This is a genomic window from Amycolatopsis sp. NPDC104863, assembly GCF_055582965.1.
On sequence record NZ_JBVJOW010000001.1, the window covers coordinates 586,141 to 606,449 of the forward strand.

General features: G+C 72.9%; 22 protein-coding genes and 2 tRNA genes. 7 read left to right on the top strand and 17 right to left on the bottom strand.

Translation table 11 applies throughout. The features are described from left to right. The first annotated feature begins 149 nt into the window (after positions 1 to 149). Together ACZ63J_RS02755 and ACZ63J_RS02760 are read left to right on the top strand one after the other, a co-directional pair. Positions 150 to 1,058: an AurF N-oxygenase family protein gene (locus ACZ63J_RS02755; RefSeq protein WP_465312254.1), complete on the top strand. Its 909-nt coding sequence runs from the start codon at positions 150 to 152 to the stop codon at positions 1,056 to 1,058. 4 nt (positions 1,059 to 1,062) lie between these two features. Next, the gene (locus ACZ63J_RS02760; protein ID WP_465404764.1) at positions 1,063 to 2,565 is read left to right on the top strand and encodes an FAD-dependent oxidoreductase; all 1,503 of its coding nucleotides are present in this window, start codon (positions 1,063 to 1,065) and stop codon (positions 2,563 to 2,565) included. Positions 2,566 to 2,568: 3 nt separating this feature from the next. Here ACZ63J_RS02760 and ACZ63J_RS02765 read toward each other — a convergent pair whose 3' ends face one another. From ACZ63J_RS02765 to ACZ63J_RS02815, 11 genes are all read right to left on the bottom strand, one after another. Further along, positions 2,569 to 4,842 carry a hypothetical protein gene (locus ACZ63J_RS02765; RefSeq protein ID WP_465404766.1) on the bottom strand — a complete coding sequence of 758 codons (2,274 nt, stop codon included), beginning with the start codon at positions 4,840 to 4,842 and terminating at the stop codon, positions 2,569 to 2,571. Positions 4,843 to 4,865: 23 nt separating this feature from the next. After that, a tRNA-OTHER gene (locus tag ACZ63J_RS02770) sits at positions 4,866 to 4,937 on the bottom strand. Between the two features lie 8 nt (positions 4,938 to 4,945). Then, a tRNA-Thr gene (locus ACZ63J_RS02775) sits at positions 4,946 to 5,017 on the bottom strand. A 52-nt stretch (positions 5,018 to 5,069) separates the two neighbouring features. Further along, the gene (locus ACZ63J_RS02780; RefSeq protein ID WP_465404768.1) at positions 5,070 to 6,212 is read right to left on the bottom strand and encodes a M20 family metallopeptidase; all 1,143 of its coding nucleotides are present in this window, start codon (positions 6,210 to 6,212) and stop codon (positions 5,070 to 5,072) included. After that, positions 6,209 to 7,195 (bottom strand): ketopantoate reductase family protein, encoded by a 987-nt coding sequence (locus ACZ63J_RS02785; RefSeq protein WP_465404770.1) that lies wholly within the window; start codon positions 7,193 to 7,195, stop codon positions 6,209 to 6,211. The genes ACZ63J_RS02780 and ACZ63J_RS02785 overlap by 4 nt, the downstream gene beginning before the upstream one ends. Beyond that, entirely contained in the window at positions 7,188 to 7,955 is a 768-nt protein-coding gene (locus ACZ63J_RS02790; RefSeq protein ID WP_465404771.1) for an SDR family NAD(P)-dependent oxidoreductase, read from the bottom strand. Before ACZ63J_RS02790 ends, ACZ63J_RS02785 begins: the two co-directional genes overlap by 8 nt. Continuing rightward, positions 7,955 to 9,238, bottom strand: a complete 1,284-nt coding sequence (locus ACZ63J_RS02795) for an MFS transporter (RefSeq protein ID WP_465404773.1) — start codon at positions 9,236 to 9,238, stop codon at positions 7,955 to 7,957. The genes ACZ63J_RS02790 and ACZ63J_RS02795 overlap by 1 nt, the downstream gene beginning before the upstream one ends. Next, entirely contained in the window at positions 9,235 to 10,122 is an 888-nt protein-coding gene (locus ACZ63J_RS02800; protein ID WP_465404775.1) for a polysaccharide deacetylase family protein, read from the bottom strand. Before ACZ63J_RS02800 ends, ACZ63J_RS02795 begins: the two co-directional genes overlap by 4 nt. Beyond that, positions 10,119 to 11,126, bottom strand: a complete 1,008-nt coding sequence (locus tag ACZ63J_RS02805) for an Lrp/AsnC family transcriptional regulator (RefSeq protein ID WP_465404776.1) — start codon at positions 11,124 to 11,126, stop codon at positions 10,119 to 10,121. The genes ACZ63J_RS02800 and ACZ63J_RS02805 overlap by 4 nt, the downstream gene beginning before the upstream one ends. 61 nt (positions 11,127 to 11,187) lie before the next feature. Then, positions 11,188 to 12,132: a carbohydrate kinase family protein gene (locus tag ACZ63J_RS02810; protein ID WP_465404778.1), complete on the bottom strand. Its 945-nt coding sequence runs from the start codon at positions 12,130 to 12,132 to the stop codon at positions 11,188 to 11,190. Continuing rightward, entirely contained in the window at positions 12,129 to 12,803 is a 675-nt protein-coding gene (locus ACZ63J_RS02815) for a class II aldolase/adducin family protein (protein ID WP_465404780.1), read from the bottom strand. The genes ACZ63J_RS02810 and ACZ63J_RS02815 overlap by 4 nt, the downstream gene beginning before the upstream one ends. A gap of 56 nt (positions 12,804 to 12,859) precedes the next feature. On the opposite strand from ACZ63J_RS02815, the gene ACZ63J_RS02820 reads away from it, so the two are divergent. Then, positions 12,860 to 13,537, top strand: a complete 678-nt coding sequence (locus ACZ63J_RS02820) for a TetR/AcrR family transcriptional regulator (protein ID WP_465404782.1) — start codon at positions 12,860 to 12,862, stop codon at positions 13,535 to 13,537. Here ACZ63J_RS02820 and ACZ63J_RS02825 read toward each other — a convergent pair. From ACZ63J_RS02825 to ACZ63J_RS02845, 5 genes are all read right to left on the bottom strand, one after another. Further along, a complete protein-coding gene (locus tag ACZ63J_RS02825) occupies positions 13,468 to 14,310 on the bottom strand; it encodes a class I SAM-dependent methyltransferase (RefSeq protein WP_465404784.1) in 843 nt (280 codons plus the stop codon). The genes ACZ63J_RS02820 and ACZ63J_RS02825 overlap by 70 nt on opposite strands. Before the next feature lies 1 nt (position 14,311). Beyond that, positions 14,312 to 14,641, bottom strand: coding sequence for a VOC family protein (locus tag ACZ63J_RS02830; protein WP_465404786.1), 330 nt, complete (start codon positions 14,639 to 14,641; stop codon positions 14,312 to 14,314). A gap of 1 nt (position 14,642) precedes the next feature. After that, on the bottom strand, positions 14,643 to 14,804 hold the full coding sequence (locus tag ACZ63J_RS02835; protein ID WP_465312245.1) for a CopG family transcriptional regulator: 162 nt from the start codon (positions 14,802 to 14,804) through the stop codon (positions 14,643 to 14,645). Between the two features lie 71 nt (positions 14,805 to 14,875). Next, positions 14,876 to 15,937 (bottom strand): DmpA family aminopeptidase, encoded by a 1,062-nt coding sequence (locus tag ACZ63J_RS02840; RefSeq protein WP_465404788.1) that lies wholly within the window; start codon positions 15,935 to 15,937, stop codon positions 14,876 to 14,878. Then, entirely contained in the window at positions 15,934 to 16,542 is a 609-nt protein-coding gene (locus tag ACZ63J_RS02845) for a TetR/AcrR family transcriptional regulator (RefSeq protein WP_465404790.1), read from the bottom strand. The genes ACZ63J_RS02840 and ACZ63J_RS02845 overlap by 4 nt, the downstream gene beginning before the upstream one ends. A 119-nt stretch (positions 16,543 to 16,661) precedes the next feature. Between ACZ63J_RS02845 and ACZ63J_RS02850 the strand changes: the two genes are divergently transcribed. Then, positions 16,662 to 18,038 carry an APC family permease gene (locus tag ACZ63J_RS02850; protein WP_465404792.1) on the top strand — a complete coding sequence of 459 codons (1,377 nt, stop codon included), beginning with the start codon at positions 16,662 to 16,664 and terminating at the stop codon, positions 18,036 to 18,038. A gap of 6 nt (positions 18,039 to 18,044) precedes the next feature. Here ACZ63J_RS02850 and mftR read toward each other — a convergent pair whose 3' ends face one another. Next, positions 18,045 to 18,662, bottom strand: a complete 618-nt coding sequence (mftR, locus tag ACZ63J_RS02855; RefSeq protein WP_465339374.1) for a mycofactocin system transcriptional regulator — start codon at positions 18,660 to 18,662, stop codon at positions 18,045 to 18,047. A 108-nt stretch (positions 18,663 to 18,770) separates the two neighbouring features. Between mftR and mftA the strand changes: the two genes are divergently transcribed. From mftA to mftC, 3 genes are read left to right on the top strand one after another with little or no spacing between them, the layout of a single operon-like run. Continuing rightward, on the top strand, positions 18,771 to 18,872 hold the full coding sequence (mftA, locus tag ACZ63J_RS02860; RefSeq protein ID WP_465312240.1) for a mycofactocin precursor MftA: 102 nt from the start codon (positions 18,771 to 18,773) through the stop codon (positions 18,870 to 18,872). Next, a complete protein-coding gene (mftB, locus tag ACZ63J_RS02865) occupies positions 18,862 to 19,143 on the top strand; it encodes a mycofactocin biosynthesis chaperone MftB (RefSeq protein WP_465312239.1) in 282 nt (93 codons plus the stop codon). The genes mftA and mftB overlap by 11 nt, the downstream gene beginning before the upstream one ends. Continuing rightward, positions 19,143 to 20,309 carry a mycofactocin radical SAM maturase gene (mftC, locus tag ACZ63J_RS02870; protein ID WP_465404794.1) on the top strand — a complete coding sequence of 389 codons (1,167 nt, stop codon included), beginning with the start codon at positions 19,143 to 19,145 and terminating at the stop codon, positions 20,307 to 20,309. Before mftB ends, mftC begins: the two co-directional genes overlap by 1 nt.

Consider the following 20,309-nt stretch of genomic DNA (forward strand, 5'->3'; position numbering starts at 1 on the left):
TGTACACCGAACTTTCCGGACCTGGCGAGCGACACGCCCGCGTCGACAGCGAAAAGCAGGGGTGCTCGGCGCCGGGGTGTGCACCCGTTGAAGTATGTGTTACGGTTGGTAACAGTGAACTGCGGTAACACTCGACGAGGAGGTCGGCCATGACGAGCACCAGCGAGCGCGAAACCGCCGTGTCGGACCGGGAGACCATGGCCCGGCGCCTGCTCGACTCGTCGGAGCAGCTTTCGTACGACCCCGTCAAGGAGGTCGACTGGGAGACGCCGCTCGACACCGACCACCACGGCGCGAGTCCCGAGTGGAGCACGCTCTACGGCACCTCCTACTGGGCGGACATGACGCCCGGCCAGCAGCGCGAGCTGACGCGCCAGGAGGCGGCGTCGGTGGCCAGCACCGGGATCTGGTTCGAAATGATCCTGCAGCAGATGGTGCTGCGCGACTTCTACGCCAAGGACCCGACCGACCCGGCCTTCCAGTGGGCGCTCACCGAGATCGCCGACGAGTGCCGGCACTCGATCATGTTCGCCCGCGGCGCGGCGAAACTGCGCGCGCCCGCCTACCGGCCGCGCCGGTTCGTCGTCGAGCTCGGCCGCGTCTTCAAGGCCACCGCGACCGGCGAGGCCGCCTACGCCGCGATCCTCGTCGCCGAAGAGGTCCTCGACGTCATGCAGCGCGACTGGATGCGCGACGAGCGAGTGGCGCCGTTCGTGCGCACCATCAACAACATCCACGTCGTCGAAGAGTCCCGGCACATGAAGTTCGCCCGCGAGGAAACCCGCGAACGGCTCGAAGGCGCCGGCCGGCTGCGCCGCCAGATCAACGGCTTCGTCGTCGCGGTCGCGTCGTACTTCATCGTCACCAGCATGGTGAACCACAAGGTGTACGAGAACGCGGGACTCGACGGCAAGCGCGCGCGGCGCGAGGCGAAGGCGAACGAGCACCACAAGTCGATGCTGCGCTCGAGCTGCTCCGGGCTGATGGAGTTCCTGCACTCCGCCGGCCTGCTGACCAAGCCGTCGCTGTGGTTCTACAAGCGCGCCAACCTCATCTGACGCCATGGCCTTCGCGATCACCCAGACCTGCTGCGCCGACGCGACCTGCGTGTCGGTCTGCCCGGTCAACTGCATCCACCCGACCCCGGACGAGCCGGACTTCGGGCGGACCGAAATGCTCTACATCGACCCGGACACCTGCATCGACTGCGGCGCCTGCGCGGACGCCTGCCCGGTCGACGCGGTCTTCCCGGCCGGTGACCTGACCGGGCCGCTGCAGGCCTACGAGGAGATCAACGCGGAGTACTACGCGGGGCGTGACGTCCTCGCCGAGGCCACCGTCGCCCCGAACTTCCACCGGTGGGCGCCGCCGGCGTTCACCCGCGTCCTCCCGAGCGACTTCGCGCCCCTCGACGTCGCGGTCGTCGGCACCGGCCCGGCGGGCATGTACACCGTCGAAGACCTGTTGCTGCACACCAACGCCCGGGTCACCCTCGTCGACCGGCTGCCGGTGGCCGGCGGCCTGATCCGCTACGGCGTCGCGCCCGACCACCCGTCGACGAAGAAGATCGGCGAGACCTTCGCCCGCTTCCACGACCACCCGCGCCTGCGGCTGCGGCTCGGCACCGAGGTCGGCCGCGACGTCACGGCCGCCGAACTGGCCGCGCGGCACGACGCGGTGGTCTACGCGGTCGGCGCCACCGGCGCGCGGCGCCTCGGCCTGCCGGGGGAGGACCTGCCCGGCAGCCTCCCGGCGGCAGACGTCGTCGGCTGGTACAACGGCCACCCGGACGTCGACCCGGACGCCGTCGACCTCTCGGCCGAGCGGATCGTGGTGGTCGGCACCGGGAACGTCGCCCTCGACGTCGCCCGCGTGCTCACCGCGGACCCGGGCGAGCTGGCGGGCACGGCGATCGCGCCGGCCGCGCTGACCCGGCTGCGCTCGGGCAAGGTCCGCGAGGTCGTCCTGCTGGCCCGGCGCGGCCCCGAGACGGCGGCGTACACGCGGTCGGAACTGCTGGCGCTGGCCGCGCGGCCGGACGTCGACCTGGTGGTGGACAACCACGACCCGCGGATCGGGCAGGCGATCGACGCCGCCGCACCGGAGGACAAGGCGGCGCTGTTGCGCGGTTTGTCCCGGGAGACGGTGGACTGGTCGGCGTCGCCCCCGGACGGCCGTCGCCGGGTCGTGCTGCGCTTCCACTCCACGCCGGTGGAGTTCACCGGCGACACCGAGGTCCGCGGTGTCCGCGCGACGGGACCCGAAGGCGCGGTCGAGATCACGGCGAGCCGCGTGGTCCGGGCGGCCGGTTTCCGCGGCGCGCCGGTGCCGGGCCTGCCGTTCGACGAGGCCGCCGGGACCGTGCCGAACCAGGCGGGCCGGGTGGAGAGCATGCCGGGAACGTATGTGGCGGGCTGGATCAAACGCGGGCCGTCGGGCGGCATCGGCGCGAACAAGTCGTGTGCCCGGGAGACGGTGGGGGCGTTGCTCGAAGACGCCGTCGCGGGGCGCTTGCCGGTGCGGCGGAAGGGCGCGGGGTTAGCGGCGAAGCTGCTTCGCCGCTAACCCTCACCGGCCGCGGAGGTCCGGCAGGAACCAGTGCGTTCCCGTCGTCCAGCCGAGGAACCGCCGGCCGGGGCCGTCTTCGACTTCGCCGTCCGCGGTGAACCGGCCGCCCGCCACGACGTGCGCCAGACCGGTCACCGCCGGGCCGAACCGGGCGGCCAGGCCCGCGCGGTCCACCGACCCGGCCAGCCGCTCCACCGCCGCCCGCTGGGCCGGCTCGGCGCAGAAGCTCAGGAAGAAGAGCGCCTGCCGCCACGCGTAGGCGGCGTTCTTCACCGCGTGCAGGGCCGCGTGCCGGTGGTCGACCCGCATCGCCAGGCGGCGCACCACCCACGTGAACACCTCGTCGGCCAGCTCCGGCGCCGAATCCCGGACCCGCCCCCGCAGGCCCAGCGTCTCCACCAGGACGGCGAGGTTCTGCGTGGTGAGGATCTGGCTCTGCTCCAGCACCGTGCCGTTGGCGGCGACCGAACCGAACCCCGGCCTCGGGCGCGCCTCGGCCGCCCGGGCCACGCAGACGTCGGCGAAGTCGTCGGCCGTCCGCCGGGCGAACGCGCGGAAACGGCGCGGGGCCGCCGCCGCCCACGTTTCGGGCAGGTCGTAGTACCGCGCGTACAGCGTGCCGGCCAGCGCCCGGCTCGTGGTTTCCGCCGCCGTGCGCCACTTCGCGGTGAACGTGCCCATGAAGATGTCGGCCGCGACCTCCTCCACCAGCGGCATCGGCACCCCGGCCTGCTTGGCCAGCGCGCCCAGCTCACGCACCAGGGTGTTCGGCAGGATCGCCTGCGGAAACGCCCCGAGCGCCAGCAGCACCGTCTGGTCCAGCGTGTGCCGGGCCGCCCGGGCGGCGTCCGGACGGCGGACCCGCACCGGTTCGAGCGCGCGCACCCACGGCAGCTCCTCGATGCCGACCTGGTGCTCGAGGTCGAGCAGCAGCAGCCCGCGACGACGCCGGAAAGCCGCGTACGTCTGCGCGTACAACCCGGCGAGCCGGCTGTCCTCGAAGTTCGCCGCCAGCAGCTGCGCGGTGATCTGCGGCAGGACCGTGGCGAGCACCTCGCCCGAGGTGATCACGCCCGAGGCGATCAGCTCCTCGATCGGCGCCTCCAGCGCCCGGCTGACCTTCGCGACCAGGTGCGGCGGCGCGTCTTCGACGACGCTGCCGAGGTCCGGGAGCCCGCCGTCGGCCGGGTAGCGGTCCAGGCGCTCGGCCAGCGCAGTCGCGAGATCGGCGTACGTCGGCCGCGCGGCGACCGCCGCCTGGATCGCCCGCAGCGCGGCGCGCGGCTCGGACCCCGGCTCACCGTGCTTGGTGACGGTGTTCGCCAGGGCCCGCCGGATCCAGCCGACGTCCCGGCCGGTCAGGGACGCGCTGTCGTGTTCGCACGCCAGCAGCGCCCGGTACAGCCGGGCGAAGTTGCTCTTCGGATGGGTGTGCGCCGACGACGCCGTGTGCCGCGCACTCGCCGTGGCGTAGTCCGCCAGCCACTGCGCGCGGCGCTGGGCCCAGTCGGCCGGCCACGCGCGGCACGGCCAGCCGCCGGTGACCGCACCGGCCTCGGTCAGCCGCGGCAGGTCGCCGTCGACCGTGTCGCACCACAACGCCACCAGCCGGTCGAAGAGCGGGTGCCAGACACGCAGGGTTTCGCGCATCGCCGTGATCGTGGGCTTGGTGGCCGCCGCGTGCAGGGACGACCGGACTTCGCCGACCGTGGTCAGGCGGACGAGCGCACCCGGGGGCCGCGGCGCGGCGCCGGGCAGCGGGGCCAGGCGCAGGCGGTGCATCAACGGCCGGAGCTCGGCGACCAGGTCGAGCGCGGCTTCGGCATGGCCGTGGTCCAGCAGCCACACGACGACCGGCAGCGCGGCGTCCTCGGGGACCTCGACCCGGTAGGCCTCGGTGGCGAGCGCGGCGCGCAGCGTGGCCAGCCCCGCGTCGGTGAGGTACCAGAGGTTGAGCCGCTCGCGGTCGGTCGTGCCCGGGCCGTCGGCGGGCAGGGCGGCTTCGTCGGGGTGCAGCGGGACTTCGGCGAGGAACCGGCCGGTGGCGAACCCGCCGTGCGCGACCTCGAGCGTCACCCACGCCGGGGTGTCCGCGACCGGCGTCCGCGAGCCGATCCGCAGCGTGCCGTCGGCCATTCCCGCCAGGACTTCCCGCCACCGGCCGGCCTTCGCCCGCGCACGGTGGCGTGTGGCACTGTCCTTCGCGGAACCCGCGGTGCGCAGTGCGCGTTCGAGCTGGCCGTGGGCGTAGCCCGGCGACGCCGTGTGTTCCATGTGGACTCCCCCTGCCGTACGAGACTCGGAGGCAGGGGTCGAACCTGCGCCCTCCCGGAAGGAGCCGGGTGTTCTGCCTGCTGAACTACTCCGAGTGGAGGGGACATGGAGGCAGGAGTCGAACCTGCGCCCTCCCGGTTACGAGCCGGGTGATCTGCCGCTGATCTACTCCATGGTTTCCCCGCGGGGAAAAGGTAAACCACCGCCCGGGTGGTCGCCAGCGGTTTTCAGGAGGTGGCGAGCCGGTGCAGGACCGCGGCCGCCAGCGCCGTGCGCTCCAGCATGCCCGTCACGCTGATGTGCTCGTGGCGCGCGTGCGCGCCGTCGCCGACCGCGCCGAAGCCGTCCAGGACCGGGTTTCCCAGCGCCGCCACGAAGTTGCCGTCGCTCGCGCCGCCCACCGAACACTCCGCCAGCGGCACTCCCAGCTCGGCCGCGAGGTCGCGGGCCAGCTCGTACAGCCGGGCGATGCCCTCGGAGCGTTCCATCACCGGCCGGTTCCAGCCGCCTTCTACCTTCACCGTCGCGCGGGGATCGTGGGCCGCCAGCGCCGCCAGGCCCTCGTCGATGCGAGCCGCCTCCGCCGCGCTCGAGACACGGACGTCGATCTCGCCCGACGCCGTCCCCGCGATCACGTTCGACCGGGTGCCGCCCGCGACGACGCCGACGTTGACCGTGGTCCCGGCCGCCGGGGCGGACAGCGCGTGCAGGGCAAGGATCGCCCGCGCCAGCTCGTCGACCGCGCTCGCGCCCTTCGCCGGGTCCAGGCCCGCGTGCGCCTCGACGCCCGTCGTGTGGACCCGGAACAGGCCGACACCCTTGCGTGCGGTCTTCACCGCGCCGTCCGCGCTCGCCTCGAACACCAGCGTCGCCTGGGTGCCCGCCGCGGCCGCCTCGATCACCGGGCGGGACGCCGGGCTGCCGATCTCCTCGTCGCCGTTGAGCACCAGCCGCACCGCCGGGCGGGGCAGCCCCGCGGCGTCGAGCGCGCGCAGCGCCCACACCGCGTGCACCAGGCCGGACTTCATGTCGAAGATCCCCGGCCCGGTCGCGCGGTCACCGTCCACGGTGAACGGCCAGTCCGCGAGTGTCCCGAGCGGCCACACCGTGTCGTAGTGGCAGAGCAGCAGCACGGGCTCGCCGGCGCCGGCGAAGTCGTAGACCTTGATGTCGCCGTACTGCCCGCCGTCGACGTCCCGGACGTGTTCCGGCGGGCCCAGCCGCTCCCGCAGCCAGCCGTCCACCCAGGACAGTCCGCGGTCCAAAGCGGACTTGTCGTCGCTGGGCGTCTCGATGCCGACGTACTCGGCGACGTCGGCCAGGAGGTCGTCGCGGTGCGCCGTCACCCACTCGTGCAGTTCGCGGATCACCGGGCTCGCTCCAGTTCGGTCAGGTGGGTTTCGGACATCGGCGCGGCGCCGGTCTCGACGGCACGCAGGCGCGTCAGCATCGCGCGCAGCAGCGGCACGTCCGCCGCGGCGAGCACCGGCGCGTAGTGGTGGTGGACCTCGACCGGGCGGTGCCGCACGGCGATGTCGCGCCAGATGCCGCTGCGGTCCTTCGGCTGGGTCCGCAGCCACGCCACCAGCCGGTCGGTCGCCGCCTCGCGCCCGGTGGCGCCGGGCCGGTAGGCCGCCGGGTCGAACCGGTCGAACGCCTCCAGCGTGCGGTCGCCGGCCGCGGCCAGGACCTCGGCCGTGAGCGCGTGCATCAGCGGGCGGTGCCGGTCGATCAGGTCGGCCATCGGCGCGTCGGCCAGCGCGGTGGTGGTGAGCATCGCGCCGAAGCCGAGCTTCGACCACAGGAACCCTTCGACGTTGGCGGTCGCCTTCGCCGGACCCCACGCCTGCAGGTCCGCGACGACCTCCTCCACCCGGTCGCTGATCCGGCCGTCCGGCTCGCCGACGACCAGCGCGCCGAGCCCGCCGTCCCGCACCACGCCAGGTTCGACCACGTCGGCGAAGAGGTTCACGAACGCGCCGACTGTCCTTTCCAGACCGACGTGTGACGCGATCAGCTCTTCGTTGAGGCCGTTCTGCAGGGACACGACAAACCCGTCGGCCGCCAAGCGAGGGGTCAGCCAGTCCAGGACGGTCTCGGTCGCCTGCGCCTTGACGGCCAGGAGGACCCGGCCGAGCGTCGGCGGTGCGTCGTCCGGGAGGAACGCGGGCAGCTCGACCGTCTCGTCGCCGTCCGGGCGGCGCAAGGTCAGGCCGTGGTCCGCGATCGCGGCCACGTGCGCCGGGTCGGCGTCCACTATGGACACCGGGTGGCCCGCACGGGCGAGGTGGAAGGCGAGCGTGCCGCCGATCGCGCCCCCGCCGACCACCGTGTACGAGCGCCGGTCAGACATGTGCTCCCTTTCCCTGTTGCACCGAGGTTTCCCCGGACCAGTGCAGTGGCAGCCCGGCCGCGCCCGCGGTGGAGCCGCCGTCGACCCGCAGGACCGCGCCGGTGATCCAGCCCGCTTCGGGCCCGGCGAGCCAGAACACCGCGTCGGCGATCTCGCCGGGCTCACCCCGGCGGCCGAGCGGGTTCACCGACACCGCGGCCGCGTAGTCCTCGGTGACCGGGTTGGCGTCGCTGTCCACGGTGACGAAGCCGGGGCTCACGGCGTTCACGCGGATGCCGTGCGCGCCCAGCTCCACCGCGCAAGCCTTGGTGAGCATCTCCAGCGCGGCCTTCGACGTCGCGTAGTGCGCGGCGCCGGGCCGCGCCCGGGTCGCCGCGCCGGAGGAGATGTTGACGACCGCGCCGGGCCGGCCCGCCCGGCCGAACGCGACCGTGGTCAGGAGCGCGGCCCGCACGTTGACGTCCTGGACGCGGTCCCAGGTCGCCGCGGTCATCTCCAGCAGGGGAGTGGCGGGGTAGATCCCGGCGGCGTTCACGAGCACGTCGACCGGCCCGGCCCGCTCGACGAGCCCTTCGGCGTACTCCGCGTCGGCGAGGTCCCCGGGTAGCTTTACGACCTCGCCGGGCAGCCGGGCGGCCACTGTGGACAGTTCCGCCGCGCGGAGGTCGGCCAGGACGAGGCGGTCACCCGCGGCGGCGAACCGCGCCGCGATGGCGGCCCCGATCCCGCCGCCGGCCCCGGTGACGAGCACGGTCCGCACTACAGCACCTTCCCCTTCGTCTCCGGCATGGTGAGGTAGACGGCGACGCCGACGAGCGCGGCCGCCGCGACGTAGACCCACACGAGGTTGCCGAGGTGGTTCGTGTTCAGCCAGGTCGTGACGTACGGCGCGGTCCCGCCGAAGATCGCCACGGCGAGGGCGTACGGCAGGCCGATGCCGGTGGTCCGGACCTCCGGTGGGAACTGCTCGGCCATGATCACCGCGCAGTTCGCCGAGTACCCGACGATCAGGACCAGCCCGATCAGCTCGATGACAAAAACGCTCCAGAAGCTGTTGCCCAGGAAGTGGAACGCGGGCCAGGTGAACACCACGAACCCGGCGGCGAACGCCGTCATCGTCGCCTTGCGCCCGATCCGGTCGGACAGCAGGCCGCCGAACGGCAGCAGCGCGATGAACACGACCATGGCGAGCGTGTTGGCCAGCAGGGCCGTCTTGAGCGGGATGCCGGTGGCCAGGTGCGCGTAGGCCGGCATGTAGGAGACCCACACGTAGTAGATGAGCGTGCCCGCGATGGTCACGCCGGCCACGCGCAGCGCCGCGCCCGGGTGGTCGCGCAGCATCGCGACCACCGGGTTGCGCCGCGGCTTCGTGGCGAGCTTCGTGAACGCCTCGGTCTCGTGCACCGACACCCGCAGCCACAGGCCGACCAGGCCCAGCAGCCCGGCGATGCCGAACGCGAGCCGCCAGCCCCAGCCGTGCAGGTCCGCTTCGGACAGGGTCGAGTTGAGGATCGTGCCCATCAGCGCGGCGAGCAGCGAGCCGAGGCCGACCGACACCTGCTGCCACGACCCCGCGAACGCGCGGCGCCCGGGCGCGGCCGACTCGATCAGGAACGCCGACGACGAGCCGAACTCGCCCCCGGCGGAGAAGCCCTGCACGAGCCGTGCCAGCAGCAGGATGATCGGCGCCAGCACGCCGATGCTCGTGTACGTCGGGCACAGCGCGATGACGATCGACGCCCCGGCCATCAGCGAAATGGTGAGGGTGAGGCCCTTCTTGCGGCCCTTCCGGTCGGCGTACGCGCCGAGGACCGCGCCCCCGATGGGGCGCATGACGAACCCGACCGCGAACACGGCCAAAGTGGACAGCAAGGCGGTGGTTTCGTTGCCGCCGGCGAAGAACTGGCCGGCGAAGACCGGCGCGAACGTCGCGTAGACGGCCCAGTCGACCCACTCGACGGTGTTGCCGACCGCGCCGGCGACGATCGCCTTGCGCTGCTGCGCCGTCAGGCGGTGGCTGACGACGGTGTCCACAGTGGTCATGCCTGCTCCCTTAGGACGTGGTCGACGATCTGCGCGTGCGTGGCGAACCAGACGCCGTCGTGGCCGCCGATGTGGTCGAGCAGCTCGGCCAGGACCGTGATCCGCGAGCGGTGCCCGATGATGTGCGGGTGCATGGTCAGCTGGAAGATGCCGCCCTCGGCGTAGGCGGCGTCGAACTCGTCGCGCCAGATCGACAGCACGCCGCGCGGCGGGGTGTAGGGCCGCAGGGACGCGAACCGGTCCATCATGAAGTACGGCGCGTCGTCGCGGATCCACTCGACCGGCAGCTCGACGACACCGGTGGGCTCACCGTGCTCGACCAGCTCGTAGCAGTCGTCGTCGGCCATCAGCGACGAGTCGTAGGTGAGGCCGAGCTCGCGCGTGATGGCGAGCGTGTGCGCGGAGAAGTCCCACGACGGCGTCCGGATGCCGACCGGCCGGGTGCCCGCGAGGCGTTCCAGGACGTCGGCCGCGCGGAAGGCGAGGTCGCGTTCCTCGGTCGCGGTCAGCGCGGTGTTGCGCTCGTGGATCCAGCCGTGCAACGCGACCTCGTGCCCGGCGTCCACATAGGACTTGACTTCGCCGTCGTGCAGCAGCGCCGACACGGCGGGCATGAAGAAGGACGCGGGCGCGTCGTGCCGCCGCAGGAGGTTCAGGATGCGCGGCACGCCGACCCGCGCGCCGTACTCGCCCTGCGCCAGCTTGCCCGGCAGGACGTCGCCGTCGCGCAACGCGGGCGTCTCGTGGTCGGAGTCGAAGGACAGCGCCACCGCCACCTTCGCCCCGCCGGGCCATGCCTTCGGGCGCAGCGGGCGCCCGGCCCGGACGTGCTCGACGTGCCCGCGCCACGTCTTTTCGTCCCACTGCCACGGCTGTTCGGTCATGCGTCCTCCAAGCTGGCGGCGGGCGTCGGGGCCCACGCGCGCTTGAGCGTCGAAACCTGCAGGGTCACGTCGGCCTCCCGGAGCCCGGGCAGCGCGCCGACGACGTCGGTGGTGTGGCGGTACAGCTCGCCGTAGTGGCGCAGCACGATCTGGCCGACGAGGTTGAACCGGCCGGTGGTGGCGCTCAGGTACTTCGTCCCGGGGTGGGCGGCGAGCTGCTGGCCGGCGCGGTCGAGCTCACCGGGCACGATCGACAGCCAGAGCATGAACTCCAGCGCGTACCCGAACATCGCCGGCTCGGCGAGCGTCCGGAAGCGCAGGCAGCCGCGGCGCACCAGGGAGTCGACGCGGCGGGCCACTGTGGACTCACTGGTGCCGATCTGCCGGGACACCTCCTTGAACGGCAGCCGCCCGTCCTCGCCCAGCGCCGCGCAGATCGCGAGGTCGACCTCGTCGAGCTGCTCCGGCGGGCGCTCCCAGTGCTGCTCCTCGAACGGCCGCACGTCACCGCCGCGCAGCTCGTGCGCGGCTTCCGCGCTCAGCTCGCCGGAGTTCCAGTCGTGGTTGGAGGTGAAGGTGCGCATGACGGCGAACGTCTCGGCGTCGCGGATGGCCTCGGCCGCCGGGAAACCGTTCTCCTGCAGGCCCGCGATGTCCCCGTAGGAGGGCAGGACGAACTCGGCGGAGCAGTCGGCGCTGCCGGCCAGCACGGTCGCGTACCGCACGTCGGGGCGCGCTGCGAGCGCGTCGGCGACTTCGGCCGCGGTGCCCGGGCGGCACTTCAGCCGCGCCAGGACCGGCACGCCGAGACCGCACCGCAGGACGTCGACCACGCCGATCACCCGCAGCCGGCCGGTCTCGGTGAGCTGCGCGGCGCGCCGGAGCACGGTGGACTCGCTGGCGCCGACGTGCCGGGCCACGGCACCCCACGACGCCCGCCCGTTGAGCTGCAGGGCGGCGACGATCCGCCGGTCGAGGTCGGTGGTTCTGCCTTCGTTCTGCACGAGAGGCATCCTGAATGCAGGAAAACGTCAAGTCAAGGGGTGGCGATGCAGGAAAAGTGCATCAGAGGCGCGGGCTCATCTCCGCGAAGAGGTCCGCCACGGTGAGGTCGAACTCGCCGTGGTCGCTCCCGAGCCCCTGCGCGACCAGGGCGGCGGCCGCGCAGCCGAGGACAGCGGCCGCCTCGAGGTCGCGGCCGAGGCCCAGCCCCCGGAGGAACCCGGCCGAGAACGCGTCCCCGCAGCCGGTGGTGTCGACGACCGGCACGGCGAACGCGGGCACCGCGAACGTCTCGTCCGCCGTCACGACCAGCGCGCCCTCCGCTCCCCGCGTGACCGCGACGCAGCCGACGCCCTTGCCGAGCACCGCGCGGGCGCCGTCCTCCAGGGTCGCGGCGCCGGTGAGGCCGAGGAGCTGTTCTTCGTTGGGCAGCAGGAAGTCCAGCAACGGCAAGGCTTCTTCGAGCCAGGTAAGCACGCCGGGATCCCCGGGCGCGAGCAGGTCGGCCGACGTCACCACGCCGGCCGCGCGTGCCGGGCCGAGGATCTTCGCGGCCTGCTCACCGCCCATCAGCTCGGGACCGCCGAGGTGGAGGTGGCCGGCCCGGGCCAGCTCGGCGCGGGGGAGGTCGCCGGGCCCGTAGCCGAGGTTCGCGCCGGGCACGTGGAATGCGGGACGGCTGCCGTCGGGCCGGATCGGCAGCACGGAGGCCGAGGTCTGCACGCCGTCGCGGCGGCGCACGAGCGAGGTGTCGACGCCGTGGCGGGCGAGCATGGTCAGCAGCAGGTCACCGATGGGGTCGGTGCCGACCGCGCCGGCGGTCCGGACGGTGGCGCCGAGCTTGGCCAGGGTGACCGCCGTGCCCGCGGCGGTGCCGGCCGGGCCGAAGCGGATCTGCTCGACGAGCGCCGCGCCCTGGCCATCGGGAATGGCCGTGACCGGGCGGACCTGCACGTCCACCACGTGCGCGCCGAGGGTGATGACGGTCTGGCCTCCGGGCCGGCTCACCAGATGTCCGCGATCCGCTGCGGCTGCCCGTAACCCCGCTGGACCGCCGCGGTCACGACGGCCTCCTGCTGCTCCGGCCCCAGCACCCGCGGCTCACCGAGGCTCGCGGCGCGGACGTACAGACCGCAGGCCCACTCCAGCAGCAGCGCGTTGTCCATCGCCGCTTCCAGCGTCGGGCCGTGGGCGATCGCGCCGTGGTTGGCCAGCAGGGCCGCCGTCTTGCCGTCGAGGGCCGCCAGGGTCTCCGCGGCCAGCTCCGGGGAGCCGAAGACCGCGAACGGCGCGACCCGGACCGACCCGCCCAGCGCGAGCTGCTGGTAGTGCACGCACGGCAGCTCGTCGAGCACCAGGGACACCGCCGTGGCCTGCGGGGAGTGGGTGTGCACCACCGCGCCCGCGCCGTAGTGGCGGTAGATCCCGAGGTGCAGCTCCAGCTCCGACGTCGGCGCGAAGTCACCGGCGACCACACGGCCGTCGAGGTCGACCACCGTCACGTCCGCCGGCTCGGCGCGGCCCAGCTCGATCCCGGTCGCGGTCACCGCCACGTGCTCACCCGCGCGGACGCTGACGTTGCCCGCGGTGCCGATCAGCAGGCCTTCGCCCGCCAGGCCGTGACACGCCCTGGCCACGGCCCGCCGCGCTTCGTCGAGGACTGAGCTCGCCTCCGTCATGCGCCCGAGGCTAGGATAAATCCGAAACAAAGTCACGTTCAGGTTGGGAGGCGGGAATGACCGACCCGCTCCCCGCGCGGCTGCGGCGGGTGCCGCGTCAGGCGCGGGCGCGCCAGAAGCTCGCCCGGATCCTGGCCGCCGCCGACCGGCTGCTCGCCGAGGACGGGGTCGAGGCGCTGACCACGACCCGGGTCGCCGCCGAGGCCGGCGTCTCCGTCGGGACGCTGTACCAGTACCTCCCGGACCGCGACGCCATCACCGAGGCCCTCGGCGACGTCTACCTGACCCGGCTCGAAGACCTCATGGACGCCTTCGCCGCGCAGGCGGCCGTCGAGACCTGGGACGACCCCGTCGGCCTGCTCGTCGACGCGTTCGCCGGCCTCTACCGCGCCGAACCGGGGTTCCGCGCGCTGTGGTTCGGCCGCGGGCTGACCGAGGGAACGAAGGAAGCCGACCTCGCGCACAAGCGCGTGATGGCCGACGGCGTGCGGCGCATCCTGGTGGCGCAACACCTTCTCAGCGGCGACGACGACGAGGCCACGGCCGTGTGCCGCACCGCGTTCCTCGCCGCGGACGCCGTGATCCAGGAGGCGTTCCGCGGCGACCCGGCGGGCGCGGCCGGGCTGCTAGACCAGCTCAAGGCGATGCTGCGGGCCTACCTGGGTCACGTGGTGGCGACGAGGAACTCCTCACCCTTGACGATGCGGAGCCCGTCGGACCGGCCCGCGAAGTAGCGCTCGTCCAGCTCGGCCCCGGAGACGTGCGTCGTGTCGCGGAAACCGGCTTCCCGGGCCAGCGCCAGCATTTCCGCGGGGGAGAAGGAGCTGAGGAAGGGCGTGCCCGCGGCCTTCGCCTTGCTCGCCGTCGCGCGGTGGCCGGCGCGGTCGCCTTCGTCGAGCAGGTCCGCCGGCAGCATGAACGTCAGCACCAGCGTCGACCCGGGCGCGAACCCGGCGATCCGGCGCAGCGTGGCCGCGTTCGCCTCCTTCGTGAGGTACATGCTGACCCCGGTCGAGGCGACGACGGCGGGCTCGTCCGCCACGAACCCCGCGTCCGCCAGCCGGTCCGGCCAGGACGCGCCGGCTTCGAAGTCGACCGGCACCAAACGCAGCCAGGCCGGCACCCCGAGGCCGAGCTCGTCGAGCCGCTGCCGCTTCCAGGCCTGCGGGCCGGGCTGGTCGACCTCGAAAACGCGGAGCCGGGCCGCGACCTCGGGGCGGCGCTGGGCGAAGGTGTCCAGGCCGGCCCCGAGGATGACGTACTGCCCGACACCCCGGCCGGCCTGCTCGACGACCACGTCTTCGACGAACCGGGCCCGCGCGACCATGCCGGCGCGGTACCGCCCGGCGGTGGCGGGATTCATGTCCGGCCGGTCGGCCCAGCCGGGCCCGGCGTCGGCCAGGCGCAGGCCGAGCTCGTCGTCGAAGACGTGCGGTGGCGGGTCGAGCCGGAGGTGCAGGGCCCGCCACAGGGCGGTCCGCACCGCGGTGCTGTCGGGGGCGGCCACGTCAGCGCGCCTGGAGTGTCCACGTGCGACCATCGGGGTCGCGGACTGTCATTTCCTTGGTCCCGTAATGGGTTTCCTCGAACGGCGTGACCACTTCGACGATGCCGCCGGCTTCGAAGGTGTCAGGGACCTTGAACACGGTCTGCGTCCGCAGTTCCCGGCCCTCGGGGACCTCGGCGATGAAGACGTACGGGCCGTCGCCGGCGCGGAGCTGGCCGGAGTTGTGGTCGGTCGAGAACTCGAGCTCGTAACCGAGCGCCTGGAAGAACTTGGCCGCCTTGCCCCAGTTGTGCGTCTCCAGGTGCAGGGCCTCGATGCCTTCGGTGGTCACGTCAGGTCTCCTTGTCGGGAACGGGTTCGGCCAGGTAAGCGCGCAGGGCGTCGGCGACCAGCGCCGACAGCGACAGCTCCGCTTCGACGGCCCGGTGCTTGACCTGCCGGATCAAGCCGACCGGCAGGTACACGTTGAACTGCTTGACGTCCTCATCGCCCACTCGCCGAGGCTAGCATGCTAGCAAGCTAATGCGCGAGGGCAGCGGGCGATGACCGAGATTCCCCGACGGGGTCAGCCGAGCCAGTGCCCGGTGGGCAGGGCGGGCACCCGGCGTCCCTGGTGACCGGTCATCTCCCGGTTGGCCACCAGCGCGTTGAGCACCGCCTCCTCGACCGCCTGCACGACGGCCTCGAAGAACGGGTCGATCCGGCCCCACGGCACGAAGCGGAGGTTCTCGTACTCGGCTTCCGAGGTGCGCGGGAAGGAACTGGTGAGCGCGCCCGGGTTCGCGGTGCTGAAGGCGAGGAACAGGTCCCCGGAGAAGTGTGAGCCCGTCGTGCCGGTGCGGGCCAGCCCGAGCGGGACACGGCGGGCGAGCGCCGTGCACTGTCCCGGCAGCAGGGGCGCGTCCGTGCCGACGACCGCGATCACCGACCCCGCCCCGGCGGGCGCCGCCCATTCCTCCATCGGGTTGTCCGCCGCCAGCAGTGCTCCGACGGCCTCACCGGCGACGGTCAGCTCGTGACGGCTGCCGAAGTTCGCCTGCGCCAGCACGCCCACCGTGTACTCGTCCGCGCCGTGGGCCACCACCCGCGACGCCGTGCCGGTGCCGCCCTTGAAGCCGTAGCAGGTCATCCCGGTGCCGCCGCCGACGGAACCCTCCTCGACCGCGCCGCCGCGGGCGGCGTCGATCGCCGCGGCGACGTGTCCACTGTGGATCGTCGCGGCGTTGATGTTGTTGAGGTAGCCGTCCCAGGTCTCGCCGACCACCGGCAGCAGCCACTCCGCCGCGACGTCGGGGCGCTCGCGCACCACCCAGTCGATCACCCCGCGGTGGCACGTGCCGACGGCGTGGGTGTTGGTGATCAGCACCGGCAGCGTCAGCGACCCGGTTTCGGCGAGCCACGCGGTGCCGGTCATTTCGCCGTTCCCGTTGAGGGAGAACGTGCCCGCGGCACACGGCACGGCGAAGTCCGCGCGGCCGCGGGGCAGCACGGCGGTGACGCCGGTGCGCACCGACTCGCCCTCGACCAGGGTCGTGTAGCCGACTTCGACGCCGGGGACGTCGGTGAGCGCGTTGTGCGGGCCGGGCCGGCCGGACAGCGGGAGGCCCAGGTCGCGGGCGCGGGTCATGAAGGCTCCTCCAGGGCGCAGGTGGTGGCGGTGCGGGCGAACGCCAGCAGCATCGCTTCGGCGGTGGCCCGTTCCAGCGTCGGCACGGCCTGGGTGAGGTGCAGGCCGTAGCCGTCTTCGAGGGCGACGAGGTTGCGCGCGATCGTGACCGGGTCGGCGGTCAGGGTGAACTCGCCGGTCGCCGCGCCGGCTTCGAGGATGCCGGTGTAGATCCCGACCTGACGCTCGTACAGCGTGATGTGCCGGGCCGCGTACACCGGGTCGCGGCGGGCGATCGTGCCGAGTTCGTAGAGCAGCACGCACAGTTCGTCGTCCGGGCCGGTGGGCAGGCCGCCGCGGAGCGTCGCGAGCAGCCGTTCGCCCGGGGTTCCGTTCGCGGCGGCCTGTTCGCGCTGGGTGCAGAACCGTTCGACGGCCTCGTGCTGCACCTCCTGCAGCAGGTCGGCCAGGGTGGGGAAGTAGTAGAGCACCGAGCCGGACGACAGGCCCGCGCCGTCGGCGATGTCGCGCAGCCGCAGGTTGAGGACCCCGCGTTCGACGAGGGCGCGCCGCGCCACCGCGATCAGCTCGGCCCGCCGCTCGGGCGCCCTGCTCGGTCGTGCCATGCCCCCATTGTTCGAACGAGCTTCGAAAAAAGCAAGGTCTTGACTCTTCGCCTTCAAGCGCCTTTGATCCGTGGTCACCTGGTTTTTCGAACGAGCTTCAGAGAACTGGAGGCCTGGTCGTGACCACCCCAGCCCTGCGCCGCGGTCTGCGCACCCTCGGCACCCTGCTCATCACGCTCTCGGCGATCAGCCCCGCCTCCTCGGTGTTCATCATCGCGCCGGGGGTGCTCACCGGCGCCGGCACCGGCGCGTTCCTGAGCTTCGCGGCCGCGGCGGTCGTCGGGGTGTTCATGGCGTTCGTCTACGCCGAGCTCGCGTCGGCGTTCCCCCTGGCCGGTGGTGAGTACGCGATCGTCGCGCGCACGCTGGGCCGGCTGCCCGGGTTCGCCGTGCTGGGGCTGATGCTCATCACCCAGGTGCTCATCGTCGCGGTGATCGCGCTCGGCGTCGGCACCTACCTGGGCGTGCTGCTGCCCGGCCTGCCGGGGCCGGCCGTCGCGGCGGTGACGTGCGTGCTGGCCGCCGTCGTCGGGATCTTCGACATCAAGCTGAACGCCTGGGTCACCGGGGTCTTCCTGGCGATCGAGATCCTCGCGCTGGTCGTGGTGAGCGCGCTCGGCCTGGTGCACCCGGCGCGGCCGTTCACCGACCTGCTGGCCCACCCGGTGGCGCCCGACGGCAGCCCGGCGACCGTCGGCGCGATCGTGATCGCGATGGCCGTCGCGATGTTCGCCTACAACGGTTACGGCTCGGCGGTGTACTTCGGCGAGGAGACCCAGGACGCGCCCCGCGGCATCGCCAAGGCGATCCTGCTCGCGCTCGGCATCACGGTGGTCGCCGAGCTCGTCCCGGTGACGGCGGTGCTGCTGGGCGCGCCCGACCTCAACGGACTGTTCGGCGCGGAGAACATGTTGTCCGCCTTCATCTCCGCGCGCGGCGGCAGCACGCTCGACACGGTGATCAGCCTCGCCGTCGCGCTCGCGATCATGAACGCGGTGCTGGCGATCGTCCTGATCAGCTCGCGGCTGGTGTTCAGCAGCGGCCGCGACCGCGCCTGGCCGGGCGTGGTCAACCGGGCGCTCGCCGCGGTGCACCCGCGCTTCGGGACGCCGTGGGTGGCGACGGCAGGCACCGGCGTGGTGGCCGCCGCGCTGTGTTTCGTGGACCCGCAGCTGCTGCTGGTGGTGACGAGCACGTCGATCGTGGCGGTGTACGCGGCCCTGTGCCTGGGCGCGATCATCGGCCGCCGCACCGGCGCGACGGCGCACGCGCAGTACCGGATGCCGTGGTTCCCGGTCGCGCCGGTGCTCGCGCTGGCCGTGCTGGTGTTCGTGGTGTACCAGAACATCCTGGACCCGGTGGTGGGCCGGCCGAGCTTGATCGTCACGGCGGGGATCGTCGTGCTGGCGGCGGTCTATTACCTGCTGGCGCTGCGCCGCCGCGGCGGCTGGCAGCTCGCCGAGCCGGTGACCGACGAGGAGCTCGCCCGCGACTGAGCGGCGTCAGTCCCCGGGCTCGACGGCCGGGTCGGCGAAACCTCCGGCCAGCGCTCGCAACGCCGCGTCCAGGTACACCGTCAGGTCCGCGTCCGCCCGGGCCGACCAGCGCTCGTACGCCGCGCGGCAGGTGGCCAGGACCGCGCGGCCCACTGCCAGCGGGTACAGCGAGTCCGCCGGCTGGCCGGTCCGCTCGGCCACGTACGCGCTGACCGCGCGCTCCCACGCGTCGTAGTGGCGGGCCGCGCTCGCGGCCAGCTCGGGGACCGAGCTGACCAGGTGCATCCGCATCCGCAGCTCGGGGACGTCGTCGGCGCGGTAGTGGTTCGCTTCGAGCACCGCCTCGCGGACCGCGGCCATCATCGGCAGGTCGCCCGGCGCCGCCGCGAGCAGCTTGGTGATCGTCTCGACCTCGTGGTCGAACTCGTTCCATAGGACGTCGGACTTGGCGTCGTAGTAGCGGAAGAACGTGCGGCGGCTGACGCCGGCGGCCGCGGCGATCTCGTCGACCGTCGTCTCGTGGAAGCCGCGCTCGGTGAACAGGCGCAGCGCGATGACCTCCAGCTCGCGGGCGCTCGTGCCGGGTGGCCTGCCGCGGCGGGCCGCGGGGGTGTGGTGGGTCATCCGGGTGCCGTTCTCCTCCGGGTCTTGTTTCCGACACTGCGTGACATTACTCTGCTCCCTATTCGTCACAGAGTGCCGAAAATAAGTCGACGTGCCGAAGGAGCCACGATGACCGAGAAGACCGCGGAAGAGCCCCTGGAAGAGCCTGTCGTCGCCGAGGACCTGCTGGTGGAGGAGGTCTCGATCGACGGGATGTGCGGTGTCTACTGAGCCGTTCGACCTGGACGCGGCCTGGCGCCTGGACGACCGGGTCTCGATCCGGCCGGAACGGTTCGGCGCGCTGCTGTACCACTTCGGCACCCGCCGCCTCTCGTTCCTCAAGAGCCCGGCGCTGCTGACCGTCGTCCGGTCCCTGGAAACGCACCCGACCGCCCGCGCCGCCTGTGCCGGCGCGGGGGTCGGGCCGCCCGAGCTGCCGCGCTACCGCGCCGCGCTGGCCGCGCTGGCGGCGTCGCGGATGATCCAGCCGAGGAGTCTCTGATGTCCCTTGTGGACGAGTTCCAGTACGGGCTCGACGCCCCCATCTGCCTCACCTGGGAGCTGACCTACGCCTGCAACCTTTCCTGCGTGCACTGCCTTTCCTCCTCGGGACGGCGAGACCCGCGCGAGCTCAGCACCGCCGAGTGCAAGGCGCTGATCGACGAGTTCGAGCGCATGCAGGTCTTCTACGTCAACATCGGCGGCGGGGAGCCGACCGTGCGCCCGGACTTCTGGGAGCTGGTCGACTACGCGACCGCGCACCACGTCGGGGTCAAGTTCTCCACCAACGGCGTCAAGATCACGCCCGAGGTGGCGGACCGGCTGGCCGCGAGCGACTACGTCGACGTCCAGATCTCCCTCGACGGCGCCACCGCCGAGGTCAACGACCACGTCCGCGGCCCCGGCTCCTACGCCACCGCCATCCGCGCGATGGAGAACCTCGCCGGCGCGGGCTTCGAGAACTTCAAGATCTCCGTCGTGATGACCCGGCACAACGTGGCCCAGCTCGACGAGTTCAAGGCGATCGCCGACCGCTACCGGGCCCAGCTGCGGATCACCCGGCTGCGCCCGTCCGGCCGCGGCGCGGACACCTGGGACGAACTGCACCCGACCGCCGCCCAGCAGCGCGAGCTGTACGACTGGCTGGTGGCGCACGGCGAGAACGTCCTCACCGGGGATTCGTTCTTCCACCTCGCGGGTTACGGCGAGGGTGACCTGCCCGGGCTGAACCTGTGCGGCGCCGGGCGGGTGGTGTGCCTGGTCGACCCGGTCGGCGACGTCTACGCCTGCCCGTTCGCCATCCACGACACCTTCCTCGCCGGCAACGTCCGCGGCGACGGCGGGTTCACGTCCGTGTGGCGGGAATCGGAGCTGTTCACGTCGTTGCGGAGCCCGCAGAGCGGCGGGGCGTGCGAGTCGTGTTCGGCGTTCGACGCCTGCCGGGGCGGCTGCATGGCCGCGAAGTTCTTCACCGGCCTGCCACTCGACGGCCCGGACCCGGAGTGCGTGCGCGGCCACGGCGAGCCGGCGCTCGCGGGGGTCACCAGCGTCCCGAAGCCGTCGCTCGACCATTCCCACCGGCGGCGCCCGGTTCCGGTGACCATCGGCATGCGGCGCCCGCCCGACCGCGCCTGCGACGAGAACCCCCTCGCCGGGTTCAGCCGCTGA